The following is a 20,148-nucleotide window of genomic DNA, read 5'->3' on the forward strand; positions in this document are numbered from 1 at the left end:
AGTAGTTAAGGTATGAATATCCATTAAGTTTGTTTCTGAGTTCGAACAACGTTGCTATTTATACCATTGACCGATTCTCTAAACTAATTATCACTTAAGTCAGGGTCGGTTAGCGTCATGAGTGGTTTGTTTAGATCGAGTTTAAATTTCAATAGAATGAGTGCATTTAACAGGATGATAACGCCAACCATAATGATCATATCCGTTTGAATTGGTTGATTGGTCGAAATTGTTGACCGCAATGCGTCAATCAAATAGGTCATTGGCAGCCAAGGGTTCATGTCCTTTGCCAATGAATTTAATAGCTGTGTTGGGTAGAGTCCACCGGATGATGAGAGCTGCAATACTAAAATAATTGAAACCAGCCAAGTGCCAAATCCCCCGAGCCAGATTCTTAGGAAAAAGATCAGTGATAAAAATAGGATTGAGCCAACTAACAGTAATGCAAAGAGTTGGGGATGCGAAACCGTTGTCAGCTTATTGGCATCTGTCAAAGTAACATACAGTAAAATTGATTCAATAACCGCGACACCACCAATAATTGAAGCTTTACTTGCCCACCAGTTAATTGCGTGCTGCGGCTTTTTTCTCGGTAAATAACCATCATACATGGTTCCTAATGCGATTGCCCCAACGTAGATGCCAATGGCGATGGCAAATGGTGCCATTCCAGTTCCGTTGTTAGGGACTTTGGCAATGTCATTGGTAGATCCTTTGACGGGATTCGCAATTATCCTGGCATTCTGGGTGGCGGTATGAATGGTTTTAAGGCGATTTGAGCCGGTTGACAACGCGTGACTGATTAATTGGTTGTTGGCAATAAGGTGATTGGTACCAGTCCTGAGAGCTGTTTCCCCAGTCAACATATTGTTGGTGCCGGATTGGAGGCGCCCAACATTTGAAGCCAGCTGATTAAGACCGATCGAAAATTGCCTGTTGGCTTTGATTACTGGGGATAAAGTTGTTGCTGAAGCAGGAGTCAGCTGCTGTTTTAAACCGGTGATTATTTGCTGATTGCCAACCGCTAACCGGGTTGTGCCGGATTTGAATTTGGTTAAACCTTTAGCTAGAGCGATTGTACCGGAACTGGTACTTGTCAAGCCGGTATGCAGTCTTCGTGCACCCCTGGCTAATTTTTCGTTTCCATTAGCTGCTTGTTGCATCCCCTGAGTGGCACCTTTTAGCGCCTTGAGGGTGATTGTCGCGTAGAGAGTCGTGACCTGAGCGGCAACTTTTTGTTTAATCGCGGTAATCGCACCTCTGGTCATTTTTGAAACAATAAAATTTTCTCCCGAATTAATTTTGAACTTTAAATGTAGGTGGCGAGGTGAACCACTTAGTAGCGTTGTCGCGTCATGAGAAAAGTTTTTTGGAATTGTGAGGATCATAAAATATTTTCCATGAGTCAGGTTTTTATCGGCGGTTGATTGAGCAACTTGATGATAGTCTAGTGAATCTGATTTCTTGAGGTTCTTAACGAGGTGATGACCGATATCAATCTTGTTCCCCCGATAAGTGACTTGTCGATCATGATTGACAATTGCAACTGGGATATGAGCCATCTCACCATATGTATTCCACATTGACGACAGGTATAAGTAACAATAAATTGCTGGAATTAGAGCAATTGCAATTAAAACGACGATCATCATTTTCCTGCTGGTTAGGTATTTCCATTCTTCTTTAATCATTTTTATCGCTCCTTCAAATAAACATTATGTTCATTTGAAAAGACTAACCTTTTTTAGTCGCGATTCAATATGCAAAAAATGTCAAAGTGTCTATTTGCTCAAACCAAATGGGTTATATCGTTAGGACAGTAAAAGAGATGGTGGCAAGTCTAATGTTGCCCCACCTCTTAGTTATGGCTCGGGGGATTTAAATGAACATTTGGAGCCTAACTGCATATTGTCAAACAGGGATTAAGATATCAAACTATTGGGTATGAACAGGTCGTTAATTTGATTGGTCAATCCATTATCAGCGGCTGTTTACTTTGATAAGATCCTCGAAAGGTCGATGGGCGATAATTGTCGACTGCGTAAGAAAATGTTAAAAACGACTTCGGGATTTTCGGGGGTGGTTTTATTTAACCAAAAGACGATAATCACCAGAATATTTTGAACGATAATTTCGCGCGCATAGTCTTCCGGGATTGGTAGTTGATCGGCAGATTTTTCAGAAGGACCAGTTAATTGAATTTCGTTGAAGATCAGTGCTTTAACTCGTTTGACAATATCTGATTCAGGGTTCTGAAGTAAAACATTGGTTAGTTCACGGTTCTTAGATAGATAGTTAAAGAGCTGATAGAAAGCATTCTGATTGGTTCGTAACGGATTATCTGATGATAATGGTTTGGGAAAGCGTTGGAAAATGGTTGTGATTCCTGCCAGTAGTGCGCTTTCGTAATGAGCAAGAAGGTCAAATTTATCGGCATAGTGAAGGTAAAATGTGCCACGGCTGATATGGGCCTCGGTAATAATTGCATTAACGGTGAGTTTACTAAAGCTCTTTTGGGAAACAATTTTTATAAACGCCTTTTGAATAAGTTGTTCAGTTTTAACGACCTTTAAATTAGGTTTCACTAGCGTAACTTTCTTTCTAATATAGCATTTCGAGGATGGCGATAAGACATGCATCCAATTAATAAACAGGTTGTCGGGCAAGATCGGATTGAAACCTCAGTGTCTCTTGAAAAACGCAGTGTGCAAAAAATTCAACGGGCACGGAAGTTACTCTATCTGAATCTTGTTATTTATACTATCATTTCAATAATGGAAATAAAAGTCGGTCAACAAACCCATTCAGTTGCGTTGCTTTCGGATGGGGAAAATAACTTTACCGGGATTATTTCAGCATTATTGCTGATTGTCGGATTAGGATTTTCAAAAATGCCACGCGATAAATTTCATTTGGAAGGGCATTGGCAGTATGAAAGTTTGGCCGTATTTTTAGCAGGATTGATGATGGTTTTAGTAGGCGTGGATTGTATTTGGAATGGCTGGTTACATTTAATCATGATCATTCATGGTCATGGACAGCCAGTTAGTCGAAATGCTGTTTATTTTGCGCTGCTTTCAGGACTGACAATGTTGGGTGAATATATTGTTAATAAAGTGATTGGTAAAAAGATGATGAGTAGTTCTCTATTAGCAGCCGCAAAAGATTATCTAAGTGATTCGGCAACTTCGTTTGGCACAATGTTTGCGATTTTTGTGGCGGTCATATTTAAAATTCGTTGGTTTGACACAGTCTCGGCTCTTTTGCTGGGGTGCTTTATTATTTACAATGGTTCTCAGATCATTAGCACCAGTGCCAGTAAATTATCAAATGGATTCGATCCGGTCATTCGAGCAAAAATTAGAGCCAATATGATGAGCAATGAACGGATTGCCAAGGTTTGCTTTATTGATAGTCGATATTCTGGTGACAATATGATCATTGATGCTCAAATTGAAGTTGCCGGTGAAATGACGGTTACGGAGAGCCATCAATTGTGCAAGGATGTCAAGGAGCACCTGCAGGCAGAATTCCCAGTTCTGTATTGCTGTCTTGAAACGATTCCCGGAAAACGGCCGATTTGTAGGTTGGTCAATGGACTTTGGACTTGTTTCGAAATGATTGGGTTTATAATGATGATAATTCCAAAAACTTAGGAGATGTCAATGATGGACAAACTTATTCACCCAACGTCTAAAAATATTTATTTGTGGGGACTTGTTGATGCATTTTGTCTATTCTCATTTGTGCTTTATGGTGCGTTTTATATTAGTAACTCGATAATGCACGTCATTTTTGGCGTGTATACGCTCATCTTTCTATATAGCTTATTTAAATCAGTGAGTGGCCTTATTTTTAATAAATTTTATGATGATGGCGGTATTTTGTCGATTACGTTTATTGAGGTTTGCTTTTTAGTTGGGTTATTGCTGATTGACTTTCGTTAGCCATTATTTTGTTAAGCGCCTTTTGTCCCGTATTTTGCCCTTCAAAGTTGATATCTTTAAAATAAGCTTTTTCTGGAGATGGGTTAGAGTCTCTAAAAACACCTCATTATCGAAGACATTTTACTACGTTTGCCTCTTGGCACATGCTAAGATAAAGACAACTTGTGATACCGATTACATCACACAATCGGGTTGAAAATTGGCTGAAGGGGGAGTAGTGAAATGTCATCTGGGAAAATCAAGCAGTTAAGTTTCCTAAGCGTTTTCTTGTTAGGTGTCGACGGCATTATTGGCTCCGGAATATTTTTAATGCCAAGTCGGATTTATGCCAAATTGGGTGATTTAAGCTTGCTGTTAATGCCACTAGCCGGGGTGGCAGTTTTAATGATTGCACTGTGTTTTGCCAATTTGGCAAGTAAAATTCCGGGAGATGGCGGTGCCTGGTTATATACGTATACAGCATTTGGTAGATTTGCCGGTTTTGAAATCGGTATTTTTACATGGTTGCTGGGCATCATTACAATGGCCACCGAAATTTCAGCGTTTGTGACAAGTTTGCGAAGTGTCTTTCCCAGTCTTGATGTCCATCGAAATTATTTAATTGTGGCACTTGGTATTTTGGCGATCTTGACTTGTTTAAATTTATTTGGATCAAAGTTTATGGATTGGGTGGATAATATTTCGACGGTTGCCAAAATGGGTGTGTTGATTTTGTTTGTGGTGGCGGGGTTATTCTTTGTTCGACATGCCAATTTTGCAAATCTAACCGGTGCGACAACCAATTCAAGCCCATTGTTCGGTCGTTTTAATGAAGGCTTTGGGATGGTTTTCTACATGTTTACCGGCTTTTCGTTTCTGCCGATTGCCGCTTCTAAAATGAAAAATCCAGAAAAAACGCTGCCTAAAGCCTTAATTGCGGTTTTACTGACATCGGCTTTATTGTATATGATTGTACAATTTGCTGCAATTGGCGTCTCTGGTAGTCATTTAGCGACAGATAATGTCCCAATTGCGGCATCATTCTATCATTTTGCCGGGCAGTTTGGTTATGATCTTGCGTTGGTGGGGATGCTGATTTCGATTATGGGAGTGGCGCTATCAATTTCATTCTCAACGCCGCTAATTGCGAGCTCGCTAGCGTCCGAACACCAATTGTTGCCGAGAGTTTTGGGACATCAGAACAAACGTGGTGTGCCGATCGTGTCACTACTGTTATCATGCGCGATTTGTGGGCTTATGTTGCTTTCAGGAAATTATTTATTCCTAGCGTCTGCGATTGTCTTTACATCATTCGTGCAATATATTCCGACAATTTTGGCGTCAATTAAATTACGAAAGCATGAAAAGTTACCGCAAGGATTTAAGCTGCCGGGGGGATTATTAATTCCGATCTTGGCGTTTTTGGTCACACTGTATCTAATCCTGAGTTTTTCGGTTGAATTAATCGTCGCTGGAATCATCGTTTTTGCGCTGAGTGGTTTGTGGTACTGGTATGATGACAGAGACCGGCAGGCAAAGGGATTGAGAAGAGATATCGCGGAGGGGGATAAGGTACTGTAGAGAGAGTGCAAAGAGAAGCGCTTAGGCCCCAGAATATAAGCTCTCTAACCGGATATTCCTGATTTTGGAATATCCGGTTAGAGAGCTTATATTCTGGGGGCTGCTTCTGCTTTGCACGTTTAGACTCGGCTGCCAGCCATTCCTGATTTTGGAATATTCCGTTAAGTCAATTATATGGCCGGGATTTGCTCCTCTTTTGCACGTTTAGACTCGGTAGCCAGCTCACTCCAAAATATTCCGTATTAAACAAAACATAAGCTTCAAGGAGAAAAAAGACCAAGTCACAACCGCAAAAACTATTAAAGTCGACTTGACTTTTATCAAAACAGTCGTACAATGTTTTTAATTAGATTAAAGGTATAAATTACTTTTAAATAAAAGTGATTTATACCTTTATTTAAAATAATTAAGCAAATGAGGTGCGGATTTTGAGAGTCCAAAATATTAAGCGTTCAAGTATCTGGAAGATTCGGTTGTCAACAGCAACGATGACGTTGATTCCTGCAGCAGTCGGAATTAATTATGTTGCCAAGGCGTTTGCCGAAGGGTTAAAATTACCGGTTTGGTTAGGAACGTTGGGAACTTTTCTGGCAAGTATGTTAGCTGGCCCGGTGGCTGGTGCAATTAGTGGCTTTATTAATAACGTCATTTATGGATTGACGCTATCGCCGGTTTCAACGGTCTACGCAATTACTAGTATTGGCATTGGGATTGCCGTTGGGGTTCTCCACGCCAAGGGATGGTTTTCATCCGCAAAGAAAGTATTCGTATCCGCTATTATTATTGCAATTGTATCTGCTGTCATTTCAACACCACTCAATGTCATTTTTTGGGGTGGCCAAACTGGGATTCCTTGGGGTGATTCAATTTTCGCTGCGATGATCGCTAATCACATTCCGGTTTGGATTTCATCATTTACTGATGAATTTATTTTGGACATTTTGGATAAAGTTGTTGTTGCCTACTTGGCATTCTTTATCTATCGGCAACTGCCACAGCGAATGATTCGCTTTTTCAGGGATGATAAATAATGAATGAACCAAATTCAATTTTACAAGGTTCGGTAGCTCACCGTGGCTGGACGTCGGTAATTGATCCGGTAACGAAATTATTGATGGCCCTTGATCTGGCCTTACTAAGCTTTTGTTTCACCAATTTGTTAGTTGAAATTGCGCTTGTATTCGTTGCGCTAGTGATTCTACTGATTTCGAAAGCCGGCAAGTCGGCGGTTCACGCAATTGAATTCAGCTCATTCTTAATTTTTACAATGCTGATTATTCAGGGCCTCTTTTACAGTCACAATCAGACTCTGTTGGTTTCAGTGGTCGGGATTCGATTCTATCAAGAAGGGCTGTTGTATGCAGCAACGATGGGGTGTCGAATTTTTGTCATTATTTTAGCAACCAGCTTTTTTATGACAACGACTACAGTGTCAGAAAATTCTAAATATTTGGAGCAGGTCGGTCTCTCCTATAAAGCGGTCTATGTATTGATGTCGGTTTGCTATATTTTACCGGAAATGATGGCCAACATGAAAAAAATTCAAATGGCGCAACGGGCACGTGGCATTAATCAACAGAAAACCATTCTTGAAAAGATTAAATCAATTTTACCAGTGCTGGTTCCGTTAGTGATCAAAACGCTTGATCAATCAATGGAACGGTCGATCGCCCTGCGATTACGTGGCTTTAATAGTCCCCATCGGGTGGCACTAAAATCGGCAAATCTTTATCGGCACGAAATGGTTAATCATCGTGGCTTGAGTTTATTAGCAATTATATTGATTGGGTGGAAATTATGGATAATCGGCAGCAAATTCATTTAGAAAATTTAAGTCTACGTTACCGAGGGATTGAAACATCCGCGCTAAAACATATTTCGGTTGACGCCGAATTTGGGCACGTTATTGGCATCATTGGTAATCATCATGCAGGTAAAACATCGTTATGTCGGGCATTAGCCGGAATTGTACCAACAATTATTTCAGGTGATGTAACGGGAACCATTCAAGTTGGATCATTATCGCCAAATCTGGATTGGCAGAAGTATAATCAGCAAACCGGTGTTGTGCTGCAGAATCCGGCTGGTCAATTGAGTGGGCTTGCCGATACGGTTGCCGATGAAATTGCGTTTGACCTCATTAATCAAGGAGTTCCAGCCGATCAAATTAAACGGCGAGTCCTCAATGTTGCCGATCAGTTGGGGTTAGGCGACCAATTAAATCAATCACCGGGAACGCTGTCTGGCGGACAAAAACAACGGCTGGCAATTGCCACAGCAATCGTAACTGATCCGTCAATTTTGGTTTTAGATGATCCCACCAGTGAAATGGATCCACTTGGACGTCAGCATTTCTTCAGTTGGTTAGTCAGTGTTGAAAAAAAGACGATCTTCATTGTGTCAAATGAAGTCGACGATCTCTGTGAAATTGCTGACCAAATTTGGGTTCTGAAAGCTGGCGAGTTAGTTGCGGCAGGAAAACCGCTGACTGTTTTTAATCATCTGAAGCCGGACTGGCAGCTTGCTGAACCGACTGTGTTTCGATTGGCAAAATTAATGAAGTGGTCAATCCCTGGTGGAGCAGACGAATTTCCGGTTACCAATCAACAATTAGAGGAGGCTTATTATGCCGCAAATTGAAATTAGTGGGTTGCGTTACACTTATCCAGAACACTCATTTCAGGTGGAAATTGATCGGCAATCTTTTGACAGTCCACTAACCGCAATTGTTGGTCAGAACGGCGCTGGTAAATCAACTTTGTTAAAGTTACTGATCGGATTGATAACACCGCAAGAAGGGACCATTATGATTAATGGCGTTTCAATAGATGAGTTGAAACCACAGGCAAAGTTGAAACAAATTGGCGTGACATTTCAAGATCCAGATGATCAATTATTTAACGCAACGGTTCAAAAAGAAGTGGCCTGGGGGCTTTCTCAAATTGAATCGGATCAATTGATGATTAAAAGAGCGGCTGATCAAGCTTTGGTTGCGGTTGGATTAGCTGATAAAGCAGCCGAAAATCCATATGACCTTTCGTTATCTGAACGAAAGTTATTAACGTTTGCAACGGTTTTGGCCATTAATCCTGCAATTTATTTGTTTGACGAGCCGATGATGTCGTTAGACTGGCCCAGTCGAAAACGAATGACTAATATTTTTCATCAACTTGTAAAAAGTGGCCATCAGGTGATCACAATTACTCATGATATGGATTGGGTAGCGGCTGAATTTTCGACAGTTCACGTGATGGCGCATGGTCAGATTACCTTTTCCGGGACACCTTCAGCCTTATTTGGTAATTCAGGACTGGTTAAGCGGGTGGGATTGCTGCCACCAAGAATTATGACGATAACGAGGGCATTAGGTGATCACTCGGTTTATTTAACCCCAGAGGATTACTGCAGGGAGCATAAACAAGTTGCCAACAATTTAAATTGATAAAGATGATAATAGCAACATCTAATTAAAAGTAACAAACATTAAAGAGTGGGACGAAAGTCGGTTACGTGGCAGGAAGTTGCCTTTTGGCGCACGTTTCCGCTCGGTAATAATGATAATAGTAGCATTTAATTAAAAGTAATAAACATTAAGGATTGGTCATTGTGGTGACCAATCCTTTTGCATATAATGAAAACATTAACCTAAAAAGAGATGATCGATTGTGCTTCATGAGTTTCTAATTGTCTGCCCATTGGTTTTTCTGGCGGGATTCGTTGATGCAATTGCTGGTGGCGGGGGATTGATTTCCCTTCCCGCGTACCTAATGGCGGGGCTGCCTGCGCACTTTGCGGTGGGCACAAACAAGCTATCTTCAGCAATGGGCACCGTTATTTCTACCGCGGAGTTTGCTCGCAGCGGCTATATCCGTGTTAAGCTGGCCTTTTTTTCCGTTCTGGCGGCAATTATCGGATCCACGATTGGTGCGCACATTGCCTTACATATTTCTGATACCTATTTCAGATTAATTTTATTAATTGTTTTGCCGGCAACGGCAGGTTACTTATTGTTAAATCGACATGCGTTAAATTCCAAGTTGGCTGATTCGACCAAATTAAAAATTTATCAGTTTATCCTGACCCTTATCATTTCGTTGTGCTTAGGAGTTTATGATGGCTTTTATGGGCCGGGGACCGGGACCTTTTTAATTCTACTATTAACCGGTGTTGCTCATTTGCCGATTAATTTAGCGGCCGGTAATACCAAAGTCATTAATTTAACCACCAACGTAACTGCACTGGTCGTCTTTCTATTAAGCGGTAAGGTCATCATGCTGCTGGGATTAACAGCTGGGGTATTTAGTATTGTGGCTAATTTTTTAGGTGCAGCTTATTATAAAAAATATGGCAGCAAGATTGCGCGGCCAATCATCATTGTCGTGTTATTGATTTTCTTCGGTAAAGTCATTTGGGATTTCATAAATTGAATGATAACGATTACATTTTCAGTCACATTATTTGCCAATGATAGGGGTTATGGTTTAAATTGAGGGCAAGGAGGAGGGATGAAAATGTTTAATTGGGAAACTTATGAACCAGATGAATATAGTAAGAGTGAGCACGCCCACTTCGTTGATTTAACGACTCGAAGTTACATTACGGCTGAAGGACATGCCACTAAGCACACCGATGATCCTGAATTTCTACGACTGGCTAAAGCGGCTGCTCGGATTGCCAAAACCATTAGTGGTGGACCTGAAGAAGATATTCCAGTTTCTGGATTTAAAGCTTATGTACCATACCCGGTTCAAGCAGTTTGGCGAAAGACCGATGACGGAGAAGACTTTAAAATTTGGATTAAGCAGCCACTCTTTATTGATGAAAATGCCTTCAAGGCAGCTTTGGAAAAAATCCATTTTGTGAATACGCATCGTGAGGAATTACACTTTGAGCAATTAGCAGAAGGTATTGAAGTCCAAACCATTAACCATGGTCCAATTAAGAGCGAAAATTGTCAGGCATTCCAAGTGTTAAACAAGACAATTAAGGAAGGTAATTATAAGCGAACTCGGCCCAATGAGCATCGTGAAGTCTATATTGACAGTTTGCCGGTTACCCCTGATAGTTTAGTCTTGATTCGGTTTGCCATTGATTTAAATGGTCAGCCGGAACCTGATATGGTTAGGAATTAGTCGGTTGTTGAGCGACGCTGGTTATTTAATCTATGAGAAAGTTGGCCAATAAGTTAATGCTAATCCATCGTGGAGAGTCAACTTAGTAATCACGACAAGAATGGTTGATGATCATGTTGTCGTGATTTTTTGTTACCGCATTTTCACTTGGCAATAATCGTTATTACAACAATAAACAAAGAGGAGTTGAGGCAAAAATGATTTTGCCCAACTCCTCTTGATAATCATGATTGTTATCTAGTAAAAATAGCGAGAAAGACAACTTTTGTGCCGCTCCTTCCCACTGATCAAGATTTAGTTATAACTGTAGTCTTTTGTGTATTGGCCCTTAGTTGAAATGACCGACATCTTTGGTTGCACTGTAAAGTTAACCAAAACTTTTTGCCTTTTACCATTTATTTTAGCGGTTTGGATCCAGAAATAGCCGTTATTTTTGTCTGGAAAGAACGTGTAAGCGGTTCGGGATTTGGTTTTATGTTTGGCAATTGAAAGCTTATTATCACCACTGGTAGATGGGGTCGCAGTAATTAGATTACTGCTAATTCGGTGTTTCTTACTATTTGCCATGTAATTTTGAAATGAATGTTTAGTAATTTTGGTAACGTTCCACTGCTTCTGGCCGGCGTACTGATACCAAGTGCCTCGAAAAGCGGTTGGAATCGTCGTATCGGAATTGGCAGCGGCAGTTTGCTGATTAGCTGTGAGAAAAGCAAGTCCTAGCGATAAACTGACTAATAGGATCGATAGCATCTTCTTCAATTGGTTCACTCCTTTAAATTGAGTACGAGAACGGGTTGATGGTTAATATTATAGCCGATTAGCTGGTTAATTCAAATTTAGCCAGATTTTAGATAAGTTTTGGTGTATGATAAAAGCACCTTGGCAGGGGCGCATATGTGCCAAAAGCCGACAGTTGCATTCTTGCAATCGTCGGCTTTTTTATTTGATTAGAGTGGACCAGCAAGCGGTTAGGTTCCAGAATATAAGCCCCCTAACTTGATATTCCTGATTTTGGAATATCAAGTTAGGGGGCTTATATGGCCGGGGCCTGCTTGCTGGTCCACGTTTTCAACCAAGTAACAAGTTCAACGAGATATTCCTAATTTTGGAATATCAAGTTAGGGAGCTTATATGGCCGGAGCCTGCTTGCTGGGTCCACGTTTTAACCAAGTAACAAGTTTAACGAGATATTCCTGATTTTGGAATATCAAGTTAGGGGGCTTATATGGCCGGAGCCTGCTTGCTGGGTCCACGTTTTAACCAAGTAACAAGTTCAACAAGATATTCCTGATTTTGGAATATCAAGTTAGGGGGCTTATATGGCCGGAAGGTGTCTTTTGTCCCGCATTTTTATTCAATAATCATCGTGTTTACATTAACGGAACTGGGCAAAATGATTATTCTCCCAGCTCTTAGTCCAATCAAATTTCAAATTAAGTGAATGGCTAATCGTCATCCTCAACCTTAACCGTATCGTTCAATGATTTTGCTTGATAGAAGTCAGGGAAGATCCGAGCACTCTTAACGCCCCAGTAATAAAACGCCAGTGATGCAAGAATAATGACCAAGAAATCATAAGGATACGAAATCCAATTAACCCCATTGAATTGGTGACTGCCACCATAAGACATAATTGAGATGAAGATTAGATAAACAATCATCCACATACTCGACCAAAAGGCTTTCCTGGTGTCGACCCAGCCTGCCCGGTATTCATAGTAGAAGTAAAATGGCAGGCCAAGTAAGATGACCAGAATGACTTCGACCGTAGTTGGCCACATGGCCCAGTAAACAGCGAGTGAAGCTAAAACGAACGAAACCGGAGCCATCCAGCCGAGATTCTTTAAGCGAACCGGCCGTTTGAAGTTCGGCGCCATTTTTCGAAAGGCGACTGCCGTCACAGGTCCGGTCAAGTAAGCAATTAATGTCGAGGTTGAAATAACGGTTGCCAGCGTTGACCAAGATCTAAAGATTGATACCATGACCATACTGAGAACGAGATTCACAAGCATCGCAACTCGGGGAATTCCGTATTTTTGATTAATTTTACCAATGAAACTTGGAATATGCTGATTACTTTCCATGGCATAGAGGGCGCGACCGGTTGAGGCGGCAAAGGAAACGCCGGTTCCGACTGGCGAAACGAAAGCATCCATGTACAGTAGAACGGATAACCAGCGAATGCCAAGCATAATGGCCAAGTCAGCGAATGGTGAATTGAAATCAATTCCACCCCAGCCGTGTTCAGCAATCATTGAAGGCTTTAAAGCCGTGATAAAGGTACTTTGTAATAGGACATACAAAACACCGCTGATGAGCAATGAAATCAAAATACCACGCCCAATATTTTTACGGGACTTCTTAATTTCGCTTCCCATGTTAATGACCGTTTGGAAGGCATTAAACGAGAAAATAATCCCGGCTGCTGAAGTGGCCGCAAAAATAGGTGCTGAACCGTATGGCATAAATTCATGAATTGAGTGACCATAGTTCTCAGGATAAAAGCCTGAAACAGTCAGCATGATAATTGTTAGCAGTGGAACGCCGATTTTTAGGACAGAAATTAAACTTGTAAAACTGGTTAGTAATTTGACTGACCAGAAATTTAGCAAAGTAAAGACGATAATAAATAGAAAAACCACCATTAAGCCGGGGGTTGTAATCGTCCCTTTTGTCAAGAACTGATGTGTCCAGTTTGCCCATGACCACGGCCACGTGCTCATATATTGGACAGCTGCGACAGCTTCAATTGGAATCAAAGTAATTAATGAAATCCAATTGGCCCAAGATGCGATGAAACCAAGTAATGGTCCATGTGAATATTGAGCATAGCGACTCATTCCGCCAGCTTCAGGAAACATTGCCCCGATCTCTACATAATCGTATGCAACCGCACCAATAACCAGGCCACCAATGACCCAGGAAATGATTGATGCTGGACCGGCAATCTTAGAGGCCTCCCAAGACCCGAAGAGCCAGCCCGATCCGATTAAGGAACCGAGTGTTAACATGACTAGTTGAAAAAGTCCGATCTTTGTCGTATTTTTAGAATCCATTTGTACCTCCTGTTTTCAATGACAACTAGTGTAACAAACCCATAGATTAATGCAAATAATTGAAAACACATGTGTTGGATTGATCGTTGTCATAGCAGGGAAGTAAAGAAATTATTAGAAAATGGTGAGAGAACTAGTTATCGATTGGGTGGATGACCTTGCATGGATCACCGGCAGCTACCACATTGGTTGGAATGTTCTTGGTAACGACACTTCCAGCACCAATCACGCTGCCGTCACCGATTGTAACCCCAGGTAGGATAATCACGCCGCCACCAATCCAGCAGCCACGGCCGATGTGAACTGGTAGCGCGCGGGTACGGATAAAGTGTTGTTCCCGGTGAGACTCCCAATCCTGATTAAGCCGGTCCTGTAGTTTAACAGGGTGGGTACCTGTATAAATTTGGACATTTGGTGCGATCATTGTTTCATCCTCAATTGTAATCACATTGGAATCCATCAAGCTGCAACCCATGTTGATTGAAACCTTGTTACCAATGTGAATGTTTCTAGCATAGTCGCAAAGAAATGGGGTGCCAACAGATACGTCATCACCCAAGCTGCCCAACGTTTCTTTTAGGAGTTGAGTCCGCTTATCGGATTCATCATAGTTGGTATTGTTATAGATGTGGAGAAAGCGAGTGGCCGTCTGTTTGAATTGTTTAAAAACAGGATCGTGGGCATCATATAATTCGCCGCTAAGGCATTTATCAAGTTCGGTTTTCATCTAGAAGGCTCCTTTGACTGATTTGGGTCCTATTATCTCACGTTTTCGCTTGGTAATAATCGTGATTACAAAAATAGGGGCTGGACAAAATCACTTTTGTCTCAGCCCGGCTTACATATAGAACGAGAAGTGTTTTTCATCTTACTCTGCTACTTTGTTGATGTTTCCTTCTCAGTAACCACCGTTTCATTTAATTTTTTAGCTTGGTAATAATCCGGGAATATTTGCCAGCTATGAACGCCCCAATAATAAAATCCGAGCGAGGCAATGATGATCACGACAAAATCGTACGGGTAATGGATCCAATTGATACCATTAAATTCATGACTGCCCAGATAGGACATTGCCGAAATAAAAATAAGATAACCAATCATCCACAAGCTTGACCAAAAAGCTTTTCGGGTACTGGTAAATCCTGTTTTATATTCATAGTAAAAATAGAAAGGAAGCCCAAGTAAGATGACCAAGATGACTTGGATGGTTGTTGGCCACATTGCCCAATAGGTTGCCAGTGATGCGAGCACAAAAGAAAACGGTGCCATCCAACTAAGATGTTTTAATTTAACGGGCCGATTGAAGTTTGGCCCCATCTTTCTGAATGAAACGGCAGTGACGGGTCCGGTTAAATACGCAATTAAGGTTGAAGTACAGATCACGGTTGCCAGAACAGCCCATGATCGAAAAATCGAGACCATGACCATGCTAAGAAAGGTATCGACAATCAGAGCAACCCGCGGAATGCCATAGGTGGTGTTAACTTTACCGATAAAGCTGGGGATATGGTGATTACCTTCCATGGCGTACAGTGCTCTGGCGGTTGAGGCCACGAATGAAACACCGGTTCCAAATGGTGAGACGAAGGCATCCATATACAATAAGACGGCCAACCAGTGAATGCCTAGTAAGATAGCGAGGTCGGCAAACGGTGAATTAAATTGGATGCCGTGCCATCCCGATTTGGCAATCATTGCCGGATCAAGGGATGTAATAAAGGTACTTTGTAAAATAATATAAATAATCCCGCTGATGATGAGTGAGATCGCAATTCCCCGGCCAATATTTTTCCGGGAATTTTTAATTTCACTTCCCATATTAATGACAGTCTGAAAGGCATTAAATGAAAAAATAATTCCTGCCACAGAAGTTGCGGCAAAAATTGGTGCGGTGCCATATGGCATAAAGTCGTGGATTGAGCTGCCGTAGTTTTGAGGATAAAAGCCGGAGAGGGTCAGCATAATAATTGTTAGTGTTGGGACGCCCAGTTTAAAAATCGAAATCAAGCTGGTGAATCCGGTTAAGACCCGGACGGACCAATAATTGAGAAGCGTAAAAATCAGGATGAAGCCAAAGACGACGAGTAAACCTAAATTGGTAATTACCCCATTATGTAGAAATTGGTGAGTCCAGTTTGCCCATGCCCATGGCCAGGTACTCATGTATTGCACCGCCGCGACAGCTTCAATTGGAATTAAGGTGATTAGTGAAATCCAATTTGCCCAAGCCGCGATAAAGCCGAGTAACGAGCCGTGAGAGTACTGAGCATATTTGCTCATGCCGCCGGCTTCTGGAAACATCGCGCCGATTTCAACGTAATCGTAAGCGACGGAGCCGATTACCAAGCCACCAATTACCCAGGAAATAATCGAAGCCGGCCCGGCGATCCTTGAAGCCTCCCATGCACCGAACAGCCACCCAGAACCGATGAGTGACCCCAGTGCCAGCATGACCAGCTGAAACAGGCCAATTTTTGTCGTATGTTTAGAATCCATGTCGTTCCTCCATTCAGTGTTACAGCTAAGTTTAGCCAAGCATGAGAGAAATTGCAAGAAAATTAAAATTGCCTGAGGCTGTGGTCAGTCTGCTAGACTGGCAACATTTGTTGAATCGTGGTTCCCAAATGTTCCGAGTGATGTGACTGGAAAAAGGGCAAGGTTCTTTACCTGAATCATAAAACATCCAGATATCCTAAGTTCGTTAGGCATACCTGGATGCTTGATTAATCAATTGAGATATAAAACTATTCGGTAATCATCGCGACCTGATAACCTTTACCAGCTAAAATTGTGCTGGCGTTATAGGGGCCAATGCCCTTTCGGAAGGTGATGTACACTTTCTTATCTTTAGGAATTTCGGTGATCCGATCACGGAGTTGTGAGAGTGGAATATTCAGCGTTGGGGTAATTGAGCCGGTAGTGGACTTTCCGGGTTCCTTAATATCAAGGAAAGTCGCACTGGTCAAATCGTCAGCCGGAATATCACTAACTTTGACCGTTTCATATTGGTTGGTTTGCTGGTTAATGGCAATGTAGCCGGCAATGTTTAAAACGTCTCGCGTTGCTGAGTAAGGTGGTGAGTATGGAATTTCCAATTGAGGCAGGTCAAATGCCGTTAAGTTTCCGGTGATGGCTGCTGAAAGTTGACCAATTCGTTTATCAATCCCGTTTCGGCCGACAGCTTGACCACCTAAAATCTTACCGGTTTTGTTTTCGTAAATCAGTTTTAAGTTTACCCGGTCGGCATTTGGATAAAAGTAAGCGTGGTCGAACGGCGTGATAAAGACGGTTTGGTAGTTTGTGATTCCTAATTGTTTAAGTGACTGTTCGGTATATCCGACATAACTGGCTGTTAAGTCAAAAAATTTGGAAACTCCCGCGCCAATAAACCCTTTGTACTCAGTTTCAAATGGATTGCCACTAAGCATATCGGCCAGCAAATGGCCTTGACGATTAGCAGCACTTGAAAGCAGACTTGGTGTTGGTAGCCCGGTGATTAAACTGGTGGTTTCAACGACATCCCCAATCGCATAAACATCAGGCAGATTAGTTTGCAAGTGATGATCAATGATAATGTGGTTATCATCAGATAAGGTAATGCCAGCCGCGGCAGCGATCTCGCTGTTTGGTTTAACGCCAGTCCCAATAAAGAGCATGTCAGTTGGGTGGCTTGAGCCGTCACTCAATACAACCTGATGGCCGTGATATTGGACCTCAGTAAAACTTTGGTTGAGAATGACGTGGACACCGTGCTTATGAAGTTCTTCGGCGACAATGTCGGTAATTTCCGGATCAAACGGCGCAGCAACGTGAGCCGATTGTTCGACAATTGTGACGTCAATTCCGTTTCGAACAAATGCTTCAGCCGTTTCAATACCGATCGAACCAGCACCGAGGATGGTGACATGTTTCGGGTGCTGAGTGTCTAAAAAGTGTTTGATCTTGTCAGCACTATCCATACTTCTTAATACAAATGCGTTGTCGGCATCTTCTAATCCCTTGATATTCGGGACGGTTGGACTGGCGCCGGTAGCAATCAATAAGTCGTCATAATCTTCCGAATAAGTTTCGCCGGTTCTGAGATTCTTAACGTCAACGGACTTTGTGTCTGGATGAATGGCAGTGACCTCATTAAAGATTCGAACATCGATATTGTTCTTTTGCTTAAGAATTTCTGGTGTCCGCTCAATGACTGCCGATCGATCTTTAATGACGCCACCAAGATAGTAGGGCAATGCACAACTTGCAACTGATATTTGCGAGCCACGTTCAAATAAAATGATGTTGGCATCTTCATTAATTCGACGAAGCCTGGTGGCGAATGATGGTCCGCCCGCAATTCCCCCGATAACTAGCACTTTCATGGTTGACCCCTCCTAAAGGATTTGTAAACTACCGCGATGATTCTCATAATGATAACGATTTCACATTCTTAGTTTAATCATACATGGATATCTAAGAAGATCAATTAATTAAACGTCCAATTTGAAAATTGGATAACTTTAATGGTGAACTTCATTGTTTGGTTATGTATTTACGGTAAATGATTCCTAATCAGGAAAAAATGTTTAACGGAATACGAAAGATACTAAAGCTTATCTAAAAGCAGGGGTCATTTTTGAGGAAGAGATTGTCATTGAAAGCTCCCAGAATATAATAGGTTTAATTAATTGTTAACAGGCTATTAGGGGATTACAATATGGAAAAATATGTGAATTCGTTTACAAAAAGAGGTGATTGATATCGGAAACCGAGAACCACTGAATCGTAAACCATTTTTATGCTTGCTTTAATAGCAGGCAATGTAAGCCGATGTAAAGTATTCGTTGCTTGCCTTTTATTGGAAAGTTGGCGTACCTTGGGAACCATATTGATTTGGGCCGGTAGTTTGAATTGACAATGGCAAATATCACATTTAATGAATTCACACCAAGGGCCATGTGGACTGCAACATCAATCTCACATCTGACTTAGCCTGTGATATACATATTTTAATAAGGGGGGGATTTGATGAAACGGGGACGTCTTTGGGCATCCGGCCTATTGATTCTGACAATTATTTGTGTCGGTGGTGCACTGACGGTTTGGCGATTAGATTCACAACATGTCCGCCAAGCGGTTGTTCGGCAACCAGCAAAAGAGAAGGCGCGTGATCGACGGTCGGCGAGTGATCATTCGAAAAATAACAATAATCAATCATCGACTTCCCAACGACAAAAACTAGATCTTAATCGTTCCAATTCACCAGCTAATAACGTGACACGATATTTAAGAAAGAATCATTTCGTCGGATCTGCACTTATTATCAGAAATGATCGACTCATTTATCGGAAGGCTTTCGGATATGCAAATTATCTTGGCCGGGTAAAGAATCGAACCAATTCAGAATTTCAAATTCTGTCAATCCAGAAATCGTTAACGGCAGCGTGCGTCATGAAACTTATTCAAGAGAAGCGCCTGTCCTTAACGACTCGGTTGGCGACCTTTTATCCATCAATTCCAAATGCCAAGCAGATTGAAATTAGAAATTTGCTTGATATGGACTCGGGAATTGCAATGAAACAACTTGGTTCAAATAAAGTTCTCAAAGAGAATCAGGTTGTTGACTATGCGGTTAAGCATCTATCGAGTAAAGCTGCCAATCTTGGCAAATGGAATTATCAACCGGTTAACTACGTTTTGTTGGCTGGAATTATTGCCAGATTGACTCATAAAAGTTATCAACAGTATTTTTCTCAGGTATTCACTAAGCCAATGCATCTTAAAGGCACTGGGTTTGTCCAAGATCAGCCGGTGACAGTCTATCAAACAACGGGTTATCGCTACCTAAAAAAAACACAGGTTAGCCAAAATTATCAAAAAGCTTTTAATGAACCTCGTGCTTCAATGTTTAATGAACTTGGAACCGGTCAAGTTTATATGACGCCATTTGAGTTATTTAAAGCAGAGCATTATCTACTGCGTGGGAAAGTGATATCGCTGCGTAATGTGAGGACCCTTCATACGCCTGGCAGTTCTTCGACATATGGCGGCGGTGTTTATAACCAACCGAATGGGATTCGTTCACATGGAATTGGTTATGGGTATGAATCATCTCTGTTTGAATCGCGCAATGGTAAATTCGGTGTCGTTCTTTTAACTAATAATTATCGGCCGGCTGTTTCGATCCAGAATTTGGCGGAAACATTATATGACCAAGTGATGGCGGGGACATTAACTTAGGTGAAATCTTTGTAGTCGAAAGAAGATTGGATGATTTTCGACTCGAAAATGGATGACAACTATTTTTAGGGGGGATGCAGATGTTCTTATTACAGTGGCTTCAACGACCTATCGTGAAATTTATCTTAACAACACTGTTCTATTTTGCTATTATGATGGTTCTTTTTTACTTGTATGATTATAGTGGCATTAATCAAGCGAAGTTCATTTACAACGATTTTTAATGAGGGG

General features: G+C 41.5%; 18 protein-coding genes. 11 read left to right on the top strand and 7 right to left on the bottom strand.

What is annotated here, in order from left to right; translation table 11 throughout:
• Positions 1-83: 83 nt before the first annotated feature.
• Positions 84-1,691, bottom strand: coding sequence for a YhgE/Pip family protein (locus FC85_RS13615; protein WP_057866065.1), 1,608 nt, complete (start codon positions 1,689-1,691; stop codon positions 84-86).
• 300 nt (positions 1,692-1,991) lie between these two features.
• Positions 1,992-2,585, bottom strand: coding sequence for a TetR/AcrR family transcriptional regulator (locus FC85_RS13620; RefSeq protein ID WP_057866066.1), 594 nt, complete (start codon positions 2,583-2,585; stop codon positions 1,992-1,994).
• Between the two features lie 48 nt (positions 2,586-2,633).
• On the opposite strand from FC85_RS13620, the gene FC85_RS13625 reads away from it, so the two are divergent.
• From FC85_RS13625 to FC85_RS13665, 9 genes are all read left to right on the top strand, one after another.
• Positions 2,634-3,656: a cation diffusion facilitator family transporter gene (locus tag FC85_RS13625; RefSeq protein WP_083485144.1), complete on the top strand. Its 1,023-nt coding sequence runs from the start codon at positions 2,634-2,636 to the stop codon at positions 3,654-3,656.
• A gap of 9 nt (positions 3,657-3,665) precedes the next feature.
• On the top strand, positions 3,666-3,947 hold the full coding sequence (locus FC85_RS13630) for a hypothetical protein (protein ID WP_157051299.1): 282 nt from the start codon (positions 3,666-3,668) through the stop codon (positions 3,945-3,947).
• 222 nt (positions 3,948-4,169) lie between these two features.
• Entirely contained in the window at positions 4,170-5,507 is a 1,338-nt protein-coding gene (locus FC85_RS13635; RefSeq protein WP_057866067.1) for an APC family permease, read from the top strand.
• 488 nt (positions 5,508-5,995) lie between these two features.
• A complete protein-coding gene (locus FC85_RS13640) occupies positions 5,996-6,538 on the top strand; it encodes an ECF transporter S component (RefSeq protein WP_100733233.1) in 543 nt (180 codons plus the stop codon).
• Positions 6,538-7,332 (top strand): energy-coupling factor transporter transmembrane component T, encoded by a 795-nt coding sequence (locus tag FC85_RS13645; RefSeq protein WP_057866068.1) that lies wholly within the window; start codon positions 6,538-6,540, stop codon positions 7,330-7,332. The genes FC85_RS13640 and FC85_RS13645 overlap by 1 nt, the downstream gene beginning before the upstream one ends.
• Complete coding sequence (locus FC85_RS13650; protein ID WP_057866069.1) at positions 7,305-8,147, top strand: ABC transporter ATP-binding protein; 843 nt, start codon at positions 7,305-7,307, stop codon at positions 8,145-8,147. Before FC85_RS13645 ends, FC85_RS13650 begins: the two co-directional genes overlap by 28 nt.
• Entirely contained in the window at positions 8,134-8,949 is an 816-nt protein-coding gene (locus FC85_RS13655) for an energy-coupling factor ABC transporter ATP-binding protein (RefSeq protein ID WP_057866070.1), read from the top strand. Before FC85_RS13650 ends, FC85_RS13655 begins: the two co-directional genes overlap by 14 nt.
• A 223-nt stretch (positions 8,950-9,172) precedes the next feature.
• Positions 9,173-9,934 (top strand): sulfite exporter TauE/SafE family protein, encoded by a 762-nt coding sequence (locus FC85_RS13660; protein ID WP_057866071.1) that lies wholly within the window; start codon positions 9,173-9,175, stop codon positions 9,932-9,934.
• An 84-nt stretch (positions 9,935-10,018) separates the two neighbouring features.
• Positions 10,019-10,639, top strand: a complete 621-nt coding sequence (locus FC85_RS13665) for a hypothetical protein (RefSeq protein ID WP_057866072.1) — start codon at positions 10,019-10,021, stop codon at positions 10,637-10,639.
• Between the two features lie 294 nt (positions 10,640-10,933).
• Here the strand turns inward: FC85_RS13665 and FC85_RS13670 are convergent, their stop codons facing one another.
• The 5 genes from FC85_RS13670 to FC85_RS13690 form a co-directional block, all read right to left on the bottom strand.
• Positions 10,934-11,398 carry a hypothetical protein gene (locus FC85_RS13670; protein WP_057866073.1) on the bottom strand — a complete coding sequence of 155 codons (465 nt, stop codon included), beginning with the start codon at positions 11,396-11,398 and terminating at the stop codon, positions 10,934-10,936.
• A 686-nt stretch (positions 11,399-12,084) separates the two neighbouring features.
• Entirely contained in the window at positions 12,085-13,695 is a 1,611-nt protein-coding gene (locus FC85_RS13675; protein ID WP_057866074.1) for an APC family permease, read from the bottom strand.
• Positions 13,696-13,828: 133 nt separating this feature from the next.
• Positions 13,829-14,422, bottom strand: coding sequence for a sugar O-acetyltransferase (locus tag FC85_RS13680; RefSeq protein WP_057866075.1), 594 nt, complete (start codon positions 14,420-14,422; stop codon positions 13,829-13,831).
• A gap of 149 nt (positions 14,423-14,571) precedes the next feature.
• Positions 14,572-16,191 carry an APC family permease gene (locus tag FC85_RS13685; protein WP_057866076.1) on the bottom strand — a complete coding sequence of 540 codons (1,620 nt, stop codon included), beginning with the start codon at positions 16,189-16,191 and terminating at the stop codon, positions 14,572-14,574.
• Between the two features lie 248 nt (positions 16,192-16,439).
• Positions 16,440-18,059 (bottom strand): FAD-dependent oxidoreductase, encoded by a 1,620-nt coding sequence (locus FC85_RS13690; protein ID WP_057866077.1) that lies wholly within the window; start codon positions 18,057-18,059, stop codon positions 16,440-16,442.
• A 646-nt stretch (positions 18,060-18,705) separates the two neighbouring features.
• On the opposite strand from FC85_RS13690, the gene FC85_RS13695 reads away from it, so the two are divergent.
• Positions 18,706-19,917 carry a serine hydrolase domain-containing protein gene (locus tag FC85_RS13695; RefSeq protein ID WP_057866078.1) on the top strand — a complete coding sequence of 404 codons (1,212 nt, stop codon included), beginning with the start codon at positions 18,706-18,708 and terminating at the stop codon, positions 19,915-19,917.
• An 80-nt stretch (positions 19,918-19,997) separates the two neighbouring features.
• A complete protein-coding gene (locus FC85_RS13700; protein WP_057866079.1) occupies positions 19,998-20,141 on the top strand; it encodes a teichoic acid D-Ala incorporation-associated protein DltX in 144 nt (47 codons plus the stop codon).
• Positions 20,142-20,148: the final 7 nt, after the last annotated feature.

The organism is Lentilactobacillus diolivorans DSM 14421, from assembly GCF_001434255.1.
In the GTDB taxonomy this organism is placed as follows: domain Bacteria; phylum Bacillota; class Bacilli; order Lactobacillales; family Lactobacillaceae; genus Lentilactobacillus; species Lentilactobacillus diolivorans.

Excerpts from the sequence above, each read along its gene's own strand:
- FC85_RS13615 (WP_057866065.1), bottom strand. The coding sequence starts at position 1,691 with ATGATTAAAGAAGAATGGAAATACCTAACCAGCAGGAAAATGATGATC.
- FC85_RS13625 (WP_083485144.1), top strand. The coding sequence starts at position 2,634 with ATGCATCCAATTAATAAACAGGTTGTCGGGCAAGATCGGATTGAAACC.
- FC85_RS13630 (WP_157051299.1), top strand. The coding sequence starts at position 3,666 with ATGATGGACAAACTTATTCACCCAACGTCTAAAAATATTTATTTGTGG.
- FC85_RS13635 (WP_057866067.1), top strand. The coding sequence starts at position 4,170 with ATGTCATCTGGGAAAATCAAGCAGTTAAGTTTCCTAAGCGTTTTCTTG.
- FC85_RS13640 (WP_100733233.1), top strand. The coding sequence starts at position 5,996 with ATGACGTTGATTCCTGCAGCAGTCGGAATTAATTATGTTGCCAAGGCG.
- FC85_RS13645 (WP_057866068.1), top strand. The coding sequence starts at position 6,538 with ATGAATGAACCAAATTCAATTTTACAAGGTTCGGTAGCTCACCGTGGC.
- FC85_RS13650 (WP_057866069.1), top strand. The coding sequence starts at position 7,305 with ATGGATAATCGGCAGCAAATTCATTTAGAAAATTTAAGTCTACGTTAC.
- FC85_RS13655 (WP_057866070.1), top strand. The coding sequence starts at position 8,134 with ATGCCGCAAATTGAAATTAGTGGGTTGCGTTACACTTATCCAGAACAC.
- FC85_RS13665 (WP_057866072.1), top strand. The coding sequence starts at position 10,019 with ATGTTTAATTGGGAAACTTATGAACCAGATGAATATAGTAAGAGTGAG.
- FC85_RS13675 (WP_057866074.1), bottom strand. The coding sequence starts at position 13,695 with ATGGATTCTAAAAATACGACAAAGATCGGACTTTTTCAACTAGTCATG.
- FC85_RS13680 (WP_057866075.1), bottom strand. The coding sequence starts at position 14,422 with ATGAAAACCGAACTTGATAAATGCCTTAGCGGCGAATTATATGATGCC.
- FC85_RS13685 (WP_057866076.1), bottom strand. The coding sequence starts at position 16,191 with ATGGATTCTAAACATACGACAAAAATTGGCCTGTTTCAGCTGGTCATG.
- FC85_RS13690 (WP_057866077.1), bottom strand. The coding sequence starts at position 18,059 with ATGAAAGTGCTAGTTATCGGGGGAATTGCGGGCGGACCATCATTCGCC.
- FC85_RS13695 (WP_057866078.1), top strand. The coding sequence starts at position 18,706 with ATGAAACGGGGACGTCTTTGGGCATCCGGCCTATTGATTCTGACAATT.
- FC85_RS13700 (WP_057866079.1), top strand. The coding sequence starts at position 19,998 with ATGTTCTTATTACAGTGGCTTCAACGACCTATCGTGAAATTTATCTTA.